The sequence below is a fragment of the Arenibacter sp. ARW7G5Y1 genome (assembly GCF_003201775.1).
In the GTDB taxonomy this organism is placed as follows: Bacteria; Bacteroidota; Bacteroidia; order Flavobacteriales; family Flavobacteriaceae; genus Arenibacter.
This window is the reverse complement of record NZ_QJJZ01000001.1, coordinates 766,014-778,044: the sequence shown is the minus strand read 5'-3', so window position 1 is coordinate 778,044 and position 12,031 is coordinate 766,014. Positions and strand designations below refer to the sequence as shown.

Genomic DNA, 12,031 nt, shown 5'->3' with positions numbered 1-12,031 from the left:
AAGATTGTCCGAGGGCGGGTACCAAAACGTTTCCTTAGTGGACACTCTGTTTCATAAAGGTGCAATTAGAAATCCATGAAGACCCTGACAATTTTCTTTTTTGTAATACTGTTCCATCTAGGCGGCTTGTCCCAGGAAAATAGAACCTATATTCACAAATTACACATAGACGGAATTCCCTTTAATAAAAAAACAAATGTGGTTTTTGAAGATCATTTGGGGTTTCTATGGTTGGGAACAGATAGTGGACTCTATAGATATGATGGTCATTCCCTTATAGAAAATCAATATGATGTTTTTGATGAACACTCGATTCCCAACAATAGCATAAACTCAATACTTGAAGATGATCTTGGAAATTTATGGATAGGAAGTGAAAGCTACTTGATATTATACGAAAGAAAAGCAAATAGATTCAAAGGCTATTACAAAAACAGCACCTCAAAAGTTTTGGGGAAATCTTCGAACGGCACCATATGGGCCAATTTACGCAATACCGGGGTCGTAAAAATACTTCCCCATGAGAAGGTCGAGAGCATTGTATTTCAGACCGAATTTAATTATAAACAAGAAAACAGCATTTGGGCCAAGGAGAAACAGATCAATCATTTCGCCGAAGACAAATTTGGCAGAATGTGGTTCGCTTCTCCTAATGGAATACAAGTTTTTGGAAAGGGCAATAAATTGATTGAAACCGGATTTACCAAAAACACAGATTTACTAATCAACACAAATAACAACAAGTTTATTGCAAACACCACTGAAGGTCTCTTTGTACTCGGTTATGGAAAGGCGAATAACCAATTGAAAATATTGGAAACCTATACCGATTTTCCAGGTAACAAATCCCTCTTACCAAAAGTTACCACATTAACCCAAGAAATGGAAACCTCAACCCTATGGATAGGAACCCAATCCGGTCTAATAAAGGGAATACGCAACAAGAATGAATATACTTTTGAAAACATAAATAACACCAACAATCAGAGCGCCACCAACGAAAGTGGTATCAACTCCTTGGCTCTTGATCGTTATAATAATCTATGGATAGCAACAAACAAAGGGGTCAATAAATATATAGGTAGAACTTCAATATTCGAATATACTTGCATAGATGAAAATTTAACCAATTTCTTTCCCCAAGCCTTAATGAAGGAAAATGAACGGGAATTTTTAATGACCATAAACCAAAAAGGGCTATACCGATTTAACAAAGCGTTAAACATCAGCGAACTCCTACTGGCCACCAAGGAAAATTATACCGTTGTAAAAAAAAATTACGAAGGAAAAGAGCTTTTGATCGGGTTTGGCACGTCCCTTATAAAATCCAATAACTATTCCCAAAAAAATGAAACCTTGGAAGTAGACACCTTAAAACAATTTTCCAAAGGCATAAAAGATATAGTTCCCTTAAATGAGAATGAAATTTGGGTAGGTCTGTGGGGTGGTGGAATCGACATTGTGAATACCGTTACAGATATTTCAGATTTTAAATTAAAAACTATCTCCCATCTAATGGGGAAAAATGTTTCGGTAATGCATTTGGACAAAATGCAAAATTTATGGGTAGGCACAAGAGGGGATGGTCTTTTTAAGGTTGACCTAATAAAGGAAGAAATAAGGACATTCAATCCTACGATCAAGGATGGCCTATCGTCTAATGCCATACTAAGTTTAATGGAAACCGGACAAGGAAACCTATGGATCGGAACAAGGGGCGGGGGTTTAAATTTTTACAACGCCCAAGACCAAACCATAAAATCCTTTGGCAAAAAGGAAGGCTTATTGTCCTCGACCATTTCCAGTATTGAAATGGATATGTCCGGTAATCTATGGCTAAGCACCCATGGGGGAATATCACGTTTTCAGGTCTTGGACAAAAAATTCGTGAATTTTGGAATTGAAGATGGCCTAGCCGAAAGTCATTTCATCTTTAATTCCCATACCAAAGACAAAGACGGTAACCTATACTTTGGTTGCCCAGGCGGATTTTATAGCGTATATGCCAAGAATTACAAGAAATCATATTTGCAACCCAATACGATAATAACCAATTTTACCGTATTAGGCGACCAAAACAAAAATCTAAAAACAGAAGATTTTACTTCCAAAATCCTTTCGATAAATACATCACAGGATTTGAAATTGCCATACAACAATAATAACATTGCCATTGAATTCTCATCATTGGATTTAACCGCTCCCAACAAAAATGAATATGCCTATTTGTTACATGGCATTAACGATGTATGGCACCATACAAAGGCCTCCAATAGAAATGCCAATTATAATGACCTACCCCCTGGAAAATACACTTTTAAGGTGAAAAGCTCCAATAGCGACGGGGTTTGGAATACGGAGCCTGCAGAACTTAGCTTTGTAATCGCCCCGCCGTATTGGAAAAGTAATCTGGCCTATTTAGTGTACACATTGCTTTTATCGACATGCATCTATATCACTTTTTTGCTCGTCCAGAGATGGTATACCTTAAAGAAAAATTTAGTCACAGAAACCATCAGCAGAGAAAAGGACAATGAGCTCAACCGAATGAAAATGGTCTTCTTTACAGACATATCCCATGAATTGCGCACACCCTTGGCCTTAATTCTTGGTACTATTGAAAAAGTAGTAAAGGAAAAGAAATTCACCTTGAGCCCGCTTACCTCCCAACGCATCTACAACAATACCCTTAGAATGCATAGGCTGATCAATCAGATAATGGATATAAGAAAATTTGACGAAGGCAAACTCAAATTGCGTATATCCAAAAATGATATCGTAAAGGATATAAGCATCATTAAAAATGCCTTCAACGATTTTGCCAGGATATATGAAATAAAATACAATTTTATCTGTGACAAGGATGAAATAAGGGGCTGGTACGATGTTGATATTTTGGAAAAAATACTTTTTAACCTGCTTTCCAATGCCTTTAAATATACCCTTAAAAAAGGTGAGATCAGTGTTTTTCTTGAGCTGTCAAATAAATACGATCCGGACTTAATATCAAAGGACACAAAAAAAGGCCCCTATATTAAATGCAGTGTTCGGGACAATGGCATCGGAATACCTGAAAAAGACTTGCCACATATATTCGACCGTTATTATCAGGCGACAAAGGCCTATAGCAATCAAATTCCTGGTACCGGTATAGGAATGGAACTGGTTCAAAAACTAGTGGAAAGACATCACGGTGCCATTAGGGTTGAAAGTGAAGAGGGCGTATTCACTGAATTCACCTTTTTTCTACCGATCTATAAAAATGCTTTCAATAAAAAAGAAAGGATAAACACAGGCAAACCTCTAACAAAAAATTTCATCCATAATTCAGAATTTCAGGTTATTGAGGAAGTCTCCACTGAATTTGAAGCAAAATCACAATCCATTAAGTCAGATAAACCCAAAATATTGCTTGTTGAGGATAATAATGACCTGAGGTTTATGGTAAAAGAGGAATTAAAACATGATTTCTATGTACTTGAAGCCTCGAATGGTATGGAGGGCTACGACATCATTCTAAAAGACAAGCCCCAATTGGTAATTTGCGATATACTCATGCCAATTGAAGACGGCATTTCCATGCTAAAACGGGTTAAGGAGAATAATCACATTAATTCCATTCCCATTTTTATGTTGACCGCAAAAAACTCGGATGAAACAAAAATTGAATGCCTGAGTTTGGGAGCGGAGGATTATATAGAAAAGCCGTTCAGTCTAGAATTTGTAAAATGGAAAGTAAAGAACGCCTTAATGACCAGGCAAGACCTAAAAGAAAAGTACAGCAAAATAATCACCTCCGAACCCTCTGATATTGAAGTAGATTCCAATGAGGAAAGATTTATAAAAAAACTGATACAAATTGTTGAAGATTCTATGGACGATCATTTACTGAGTGTGGAATACCTGGCCTCGGAAGTGGGTATGAGCAGGGCCAATCTTTATAGAAAACTTCAGGCCATAGTCAATGACACTCCGGTGAACTTTATTAAGCAGATACGTTTAAAAAGAGCTGCCCAGCTATTAAAGAAAAACAAAATGTATATTTCCGAAGTGGCTTATATGACCGGCTTTAATAATCAAAAATATTTTAGCAAATGCTTTAGCAAGGAGTTTGGAAAAAGTCCGACCGAATTTGCCAAACAATATACAACAGAGACAACCGAAAAAAATGGATAAAATGGGAATCTTCAAAGCCACATTCAACATCTAAGCCCTGTCTTTGATACAAAATGTATCCCCAAAGTAAATGTTTTAGGGTAAATTTGAATCAATATCCATCAAAATACTAAAGCCCCTGTGCCGGATTCCCAACACAAATGAAATACCTAAAACATCTCCCCATAATTATTGCCTTGGTTTTAGCCACAACCTTACTATCTTGTAGGTCGTCCAAAGATAACGCATCACCAAGGTCCCTGCCCAATATCGTACTCATTAACGTGGACGATCTAGGATGGAAAGATTTAGGTTTTATGGGCAGCCAATATTACGAAACACCCAATCTGGATAAATTGGCAAAGGAGGGTATGATATTTTACAATGCTTATGCCGCAGCTGCAAATTGCGCTCCCAGCCGTGCTTGTCTCCTATCCGGACTTAATACGCCACGACACGGCGTTTATACGGTAAGTCCATCGGACCGCGGAAATTCCAAGACGCGGAAATTGATTCCTATAAAAAATACGGATCATCTTAACGACACCATATACACCCTCCCACAAATGTTGAAGTCGGCAGGATATGTCACCGGCAGTTTCGGGAAGTGGCACGTAGGCAATAATCCTAAAGAACAGGGTATAGATATAAATATTGGTGGAAGCGCCAAGGGCAATCCTGGGAAAGGGGGGTATTTTTCCCCTTATAAGATAGACCATATAACCCATGGACCCGATGGGGAGTATTTAACGGACCGTATCACCAAGGAGGCCATCACTTTTGTTGAAAAATACCGTGACACCACTTTTTTCCTTTACCTTCCTTTTTATACGGTGCATACCCCAATAATGGGCAAAGAGGAACTAATAAAAAAATTTAAGGATAAAAAAGGTTCCAATGGTCAAAATAGACCGGACTATGCCGCCATGGTAGCCTCCATGGACGAAAACGTGGGCAAACTACTTAGCTCGCTAAAAGCAAACGGATTGGAAAAAAATACCATGGTAATATTTACATCGGACAATGGTGGGATTAGGGCCATATCCGAACAAAATCCCTTGCGTGCAGGAAAGGGTTCTTATTATGAAGGGGGAATCCGTGTGCCATTACTGATTAAATGGCCCGAAAGAATAAAACCTAATTCCAGCTCTACCGTCCGTGTAAGCAATATGGACTTTTATCCTACCCTACAAAATATTGCAAAACCAAAGAAAAGTGCCAAGCTACTTGATGGTATGGACCTTACACCTATTTTTAATGGTAAACCCCTATTTGATAGAGAACTATATTTTCATTTTCCCATCTACCTTCAGGAATATCAAGGAATACAGGATGGTAGTCGAGATCCCCTGTTCCGTACCCGCCCAGGTTCCGTAATAATTTCGGGCGACTGGAAACTTCATGAATATTTTGAAGACAGTGCTTTGGAGCTATACAATTTAACCTCGGACCCAAGTGAAGAAAATAATGTTGCCGAACAAAACCCGGATAAAACTCAGGAACTCCATAAAAAATTAACAGGGTGGCGAACAGCAACCCATGCCTTGGTTCCAAGCCAAAGCAATCCTGAATACAACGCGACCTTTGAACAACGGATGATCCAAGAAAAAAACCAACGATAAATACTGCAGTCCAAAAATCCGTCATATTGGAACGGTACCACCACTTCAAGCAAGAAACAAATTAGTTACCTACATTGCTGCCATATACAAACAAAGTAAAGTAAGTAATAGCAGAAGTTTTCCAAGGTCTAACAAAAAACCCATCAAGCTATGGATTCCTGCTTTCGATAATTTCCAGTTCATTTGTTTTAAAAAAGCAATTCATTATCTTAGAAGCTTAACTCGTTGCTATGCCAACCTACCAGCTCAACATCAATGGTTCCCTAAAAAAAGTGGAAACGAAAGCCGACACACCACTACTCTACGTATTGAGGGACTATTTGGAACTAAACGGTCCAAAATTTGGCTGTGGGCTTGCCCAATGCGGAGCATGCAACATCCTTATAAACGGAAGTGCTTCTACTAGCTGTATGTTACCTGTATCATCTGTTGGGGATGCCGAAATAACCACCCTGGAAGGTCTTGCCACTGAAAAGAACAAGCTACACACCGTGCAGCAGGCATTTGTAAACGAGCAAGCTGCCCAATGTGGATATTGCCTCAATGGCATGGTAATGGTCGCTGTTAGCCTTTTAAATACAAACGCAAATCCTGATGAGGCGGAAATTAGAAATGCACTGCAAGGTAACCTATGTCGCTGCGGCAGTCATAGCAGAATTATCCGCGCCATTAAAACTGCGGCCAAAAACCTTTAACCCCAACCTACCATGACTGCCATACCACTTCAATCTAGGCGAAAATTTATAAAAAACTTGGGCTATATCAGTGTAGGATTCACATTGTTGGGGTCCTGCTCAGGTACAGAAGACCCTATAATGGCAGCCCGAGTGAATTACAATAGAAAACTACCTGGCAGCATAGGGCGTGCCAAAACCGTAAACGCTTGGTTGAAAATATTGGAAGATGGGAGTATAATGATACTATCGGGAAAGGTAGAACTGGGACAGGGAATACGCACTGCCATCCAACAGGTGGCCGCTGAAGAATTGGATATGGAGCTTGATAAGGTACAGGTGCATTTAGCAGAGACTGGTATCACTCCAAACGAAGGCTATACCGGTGCCAGCGCCTCTATTCAAAACAGCGCTATGTCCGTTCGTTTTGCAGCTGCTACGGCCAGACAGGAATTGTTGGCCCTGACGGGTAAAAAACTAAACACCAGTGTTGACAACCTAATGCTTTACAACGGCATTGTTAAGTCCAAATTGGATGACAAATCCTACACTTTTGCTGAAATCCTTGAAGGGGAACAAATAGATCGGGAAATAAGCCTTCCAGTTCCCATTAAGGACTACCGGGAACATCGATATGTTGGAAAGGCTGTTCCCAGAACAGATATATTGAACATGGTCCAAGGGCCAGCTGTGTACATCCAGGATCTACGCTTCCCAGGCATGGTACACGCAAGGGTGGTTAGACCTCCAGGATACACTTCCCAACTGACCGCCATAGATGGGAATGGCTTAAAGGCCGAAGTGGCAGGGGTAATTAAAACGGTCATAAAAGGTAGTTTTGTGGGCGTTATTACCGAAAGGGAATACCAAGCGGTAAAGGCAGAACAATACCTTAGGAACCACTCTAAATGGACTACTTCCACACCCTTTCCCAAACCTGAAAATCTATTTACGCATATAAAAGAGATTGCCGATAATCCTGAAACCATAAGGAAAGAAGGTAACGTGGAAGCAGCTTTTAAAGGGGTGGAAACCGTCAAGGCAAGATATACCAAACCCTATCTTAAACACGCTTCTTTAGGCCCAGCTTGTGGACTGGCCATGTTTGATGGGGAAGTATTACACCTCTGGTCACATAGTCAGGGAATATATCCTTTGAGGGAGGCATTGGCAACAATGTTATCTATGGAGACCGATAAAATACATATTAAAGCCGTTCCTGGGGCTGGCTGTTTTGGTCATAGCACAGCAGATGATGCCGCCACCGATGCAGCGATTTTGGCTTTGGAATACCCCAACGCCCATGTTAGGGTACAATGGTCCAGACATGATGAGCATTCATGGGACCCTTATGGCCCTGCATTGATTACAGAATTGGAAGCCAGCTTGGATGAAAACCAGCGAATAAATTCTTGGAAGTCCGAGGTGTGGTCGGACTCCCACAGTATGCGCCCCAATAAAGATGCCGGAACGGTATTGGCAGCCAGGTATTTGGAAGTACCATTCACCATGAAATCGAGAGGATACTTGGGAGGAGGCCATAGAAATGCCGACCCCTATTACACTATTCCCAACATAAAGCTAAATGCACACTACTATGACGGACCCTTTCGAGTATCCTCATTACGTAGCTTGGGATCTTTCACCAATATCTTTGCCGTTGAATCCTTTATGGATGCCTTGGCCGAAAAGGCGGGACAAGACCCCTTACATTTTCGATTAAACCACTTGGAAGACGAAAGGGCCATAGCGGTAATCCAAAAGGTTAAAGCTTTGACCAACTCACAAAATACATTGGATGGTGAGGGGATTGGATATGCCTTTATGCGCTATAAAAATTCGGACGCCTATATTGCCGTTTCCGCCAAGGTTGCCGTTAATAAAGTAAATGGCCATATTGAGTTAATCAAAATGTGGGCGGTCGTAGATGTTGGCGAAGTAATCAATATGGATGGAATTACAAATCAGGTTGAAGGAGGTATGATCCAGGCAGCCAGCTGGACCCTAAAGGAACAAGTAACTTTCAATACAAAGGAAATCACTAGTACAGATTGGATAAAATACCCCATTTTACGTTTTTCGGAAATACCCGAAGTGGAAGTGGCCATAATAAATAGACCTAAGGAAACTGCCTATGGCGTTGGGGAAGTCGCCATGCCGCCATCTGCAGCTGCCATTGCCAATGCCATTTATAAAGCATGTGGTAAACGCGTTTACGATCTGCCGATTACGCCAGATAAGATATTAAATACATAGGCCAATATTCCATAAAGTCAAACTGATTATAATAGCATAGGTCATTTAGACCGGCAGGGAGAAACCGAAGGTTCACGAATACCCCTAAAATAGGTATGTCATGAGCTAAATCACACAGGTGGCGCAACCAAAACATAGTATCGGCTCGGAACTATCAAATTAATAAAAGCTGATAATAGGCCCCTTCCCTTGGAAAAGGGACATAGTAGAACCAATGCCAAATCGATTACCCAATACTGCTATATAAGAATCCAACAAAAAATACTTTAATATTTTTTGGACTGTTCAATATATTTATCATCCAACTCCTTGGAATCCTTATATTTTACCCTAAGCTGGGCCAGTTTTTCCTTTAGCTCCTGCACTATTTCCGCATAGGCCGGGTCATCATAAACATTGTTTAATTCCTTGGGGTCTTTTTTACGATCATATAACTCCCATTCGTCCACATCATAATAAAAATGGGCCAGTTTATACTCCTTGGTCACAATGCCGTAGTGACGTTTAACCATATGTACACTTGGGTATTCATAATAATGGTAATAAACAGCTTCTCGATTCCATTGGGCCGATTTCCCTTTTAGCAACGGTAAAAGGCTTTCCCCTTGCATATCAGTTGGTGCTTCAATTTGTGCCGCTTCCAAAAAAGTCTGGGCAAAATCAAGGTTTTGTACCATTTCCTCCTCAGTGGTTCCTGGCTTAATTTCATTGGGCCAGCGAATCAACAAGGGTGTTTTAAAAGATTCATCATAAATAAAACGCTTGTCGAACCAACCGTGCTCCCCTAAATAAAACCCTTGATCCGAGGTATAGACCACTATCGTATTTTCGGCCAGACCATTGTCATCCAGATAATCCAATACCCTCCCAACATTGTCATCCACGGAGGAAATACTTCCCAAATAATCCTGCATATACCTTTGGTATTTCCAGATCATTTTTTCCTTATCCGTAAACGTAGGCCACTTTTCCTTAAAATCCTGATTAATGGCATCTATAATAGGCTTATATTCTTGCCTTTGCTCCTCGTTTCCTCGATTGAATTCGTTATAAACATCGGCCTGGGAACCTTCCACAAATGGCTCTACTCCTCCCATGGCCTCTAAAGTTTCGGGCCAAATCTTGCTATCATGACTATACTGCATATGGTATAACAAATTCATTTCTGCTGTTTTGGCAGCAGTGCCCCTATTCGTATAATCGTCAAAAAGGGTTTCCGGTAAAGGAAAGGTTTTTTGGGTATACTCCTTAAACTTATCCGCCCTTGGCCACCAAGGTCTATGTGGTGCTTTGTGCAAATACATTAAAAAAAACGGCTTGTTGGGATCCCGTTTCTTATCCAACCATTCCAAACTCATGTCCGTAATGATATCAGTTACATACCCGGTTACCGTAGTATCGCCCTTTGGGGTAATAAAATCCGGATTAATATAATGTCCCTGCCCGGGGAGAATCATAAAATCGTCCACGCCCTTGGGATTATTTCCAAAATGCAGTTTCCCGAACATAGCCGTTTGGTAACCCGCCTTCTGAAATATCTGTGGAAAGGTAACCTGTGTAGTATCGAAGGGATTGTGATTGTCTATTTTCCCATTAATATGGGTATGTTTCCCGGTGAGTATTGTGGCCCTTGATGGCGCACAGATAGAGTTGGTAACACTAGCGTTTCTGAACAACATGCCCTCCTTGGCCAACCGATCTATATTTGGGGTTTGAATCAAATGATCACTATAGGCACTAATGGCCTGATAGGCGTGATCATCGGACATAATAAATAAGAAGTTGGGCTTTTGGGGTTTCTTCCCTTCTTTCTCAGCACAACTGTTCATTGATAAAAAACACAAGGTGCCAAGGAAAAATAGAGATAAAACTTTCATATAATTGGATGGTTTTAATAAGGCTACTAATATAGGGAACAATAAATATATAAGGTTTATGGATAATCCTCAAATAAATTTGAGTTGGCACTTCATTTTGGACTTAATCCAAAAGTCTTATCAGCCTTAAAATAGGAAAAGCCATTCTACACGAATGTAAAATGGCTTCCCTTTAAAGTTATTATCAAACCTTGTATAAGCTTTATCTATCCCAGTCTCCTCCCAAGGCCCTATAGATACCCACCTTGGCCAACATTTGGTCCTTTTTGGTCTCTACAAGTTCCTCACTGGATTCGAGGGCATCCCGCTGGGTCAAAAGTACCTCCATATAGTCTGCCCTGGCCGACTGAAAAAGTTTAATGGAAATATCGATAGTCTCCGTAAGTGCCTGTACCTGCCCTACTTTTAATTCATAACTTCTGTTAAGATTATCAATATTGGACAGTTGATTGGCTACCTCGATAAAATTAGAACGGCATTGTCACTCTTTGTTAACTACCCATTTTATTGCTTCTATAAGATGTTGTCGCCCAAAATCCGTATTCAATGAACGGATGTCATGCCCCAACTCTGTATAGAAAAATCTACCTCCGTCCCATTCCCTGGTCCAGGCTATTGGATGATCTTTTCCCATAGCTACACCTCCCCTGGTCTTGAAATACTCCCTAACCGGTTCGTATGTGGATTCGTCTACCCTAAGTAAAACCTGTACACCTGGCAAACCGGTAACAACCTTGGTGTGGTTGGTCCAATCCGCCTCGTACCAAAACTCCTTACCCATTCCCTTAACCGCAGGATGATCCATAGCGGCAGGATCAACCACCACTTTGGCTTTGAGAAATTCGGAATCACTATTGAAATCACATCCTCCCAATTCCATCAACCATGGCCAGTTTTCCTGGTGCACCAACAATGCATGTAAGCCAACAATTGCACCCCCAGCCCTATACCATTCTTCAATGACATTGCGTTGGTCTTGGTTAAGAACCTTATCCAGAACATTGGCATTGTTGAACAGCAACACGTCGTAATAACCCAGTTTTTCCTTGGATATATCACTTCCAGTTTCACTTACATCTATCTGCATGTTGTTTTCGGCACCTAGCCGTACGATCCATCCATTTACAATGGGGATATCAGGATGCCTGAACCAACCAGTACCGGAAAAAAGTAAAACCTTCAATGCTGTTCCGTCTCCCATGGCATTTCGCTCGTACATTTTCTTTTGGTGGTCAACATCAAGATGCTCCTGCGCAATTAAACTAAAGGTTGATAAAAACATTAGGGATAAAATAATGGTAGCAACAGTTTGGATTCTTTTACTTTTCATAATTGGTAATTAATGTATAGTTTATTATATGTTATTTTTTTATTCCCTAACCGTAATAGGGACCTCCGTTTATATTTCCTTTGTTCTAAACTAGAATGGCAGAAGCTACTAAGCATT

6 protein-coding genes and 1 pseudogene are annotated in these 12,031 nt (G+C 40.5%); 4 read left to right on the top strand and 3 right to left on the bottom strand.

Annotation, left to right across the window (positions count from 1 at the left end):
* Positions 1 to 75: 75 nt before the first annotated feature.
* From C7972_RS03150 to C7972_RS03135, 4 genes are all read left to right on the top strand, one after another.
* A complete protein-coding gene (locus tag C7972_RS03150) occupies positions 76 to 4,176 on the top strand; it encodes a two-component regulator propeller domain-containing protein (RefSeq protein ID WP_110354724.1) in 4,101 nt (1,366 codons plus the stop codon).
* Positions 4,177 to 4,316: 140 nt separating this feature from the next.
* On the top strand, positions 4,317 to 5,777 hold the full coding sequence (locus tag C7972_RS03145; RefSeq protein ID WP_110354723.1) for a sulfatase: 1,461 nt from the start codon (positions 4,317 to 4,319) through the stop codon (positions 5,775 to 5,777).
* Positions 5,778 to 6,007: 230 nt separating this feature from the next.
* Positions 6,008 to 6,472, top strand: a complete 465-nt coding sequence (locus C7972_RS03140) for a (2Fe-2S)-binding protein (protein ID WP_110354722.1) — start codon at positions 6,008 to 6,010, stop codon at positions 6,470 to 6,472.
* A 12-nt stretch (positions 6,473 to 6,484) separates the two neighbouring features.
* Positions 6,485 to 8,707, top strand: a complete 2,223-nt coding sequence (locus C7972_RS03135; protein WP_110354721.1) for a molybdopterin cofactor-binding domain-containing protein — start codon at positions 6,485 to 6,487, stop codon at positions 8,705 to 8,707.
* 266 nt (positions 8,708 to 8,973) lie between these two features.
* Here C7972_RS03135 and C7972_RS03130 read toward each other — a convergent pair whose 3' ends face one another.
* From C7972_RS03130 to C7972_RS03120, 3 genes and pseudogenes are all read right to left on the bottom strand, one after another.
* The gene (locus C7972_RS03130) at positions 8,974 to 10,584 is read right to left on the bottom strand and encodes a sulfatase (protein ID WP_110354720.1); all 1,611 of its coding nucleotides are present in this window, start codon (positions 10,582 to 10,584) and stop codon (positions 8,974 to 8,976) included.
* A 202-nt stretch (positions 10,585 to 10,786) separates the two neighbouring features.
* A pseudogene (locus C7972_RS03125) lies at positions 10,787 to 11,050 on the bottom strand (TolC family protein); the annotation flags it as partial.
* Positions 11,051 to 11,065: 15 nt separating this feature from the next.
* Entirely contained in the window at positions 11,066 to 11,914 is an 849-nt protein-coding gene (locus C7972_RS03120) for a ThuA domain-containing protein (protein WP_110354718.1), read from the bottom strand.
* Positions 11,915 to 12,031: the final 117 nt, after the last annotated feature.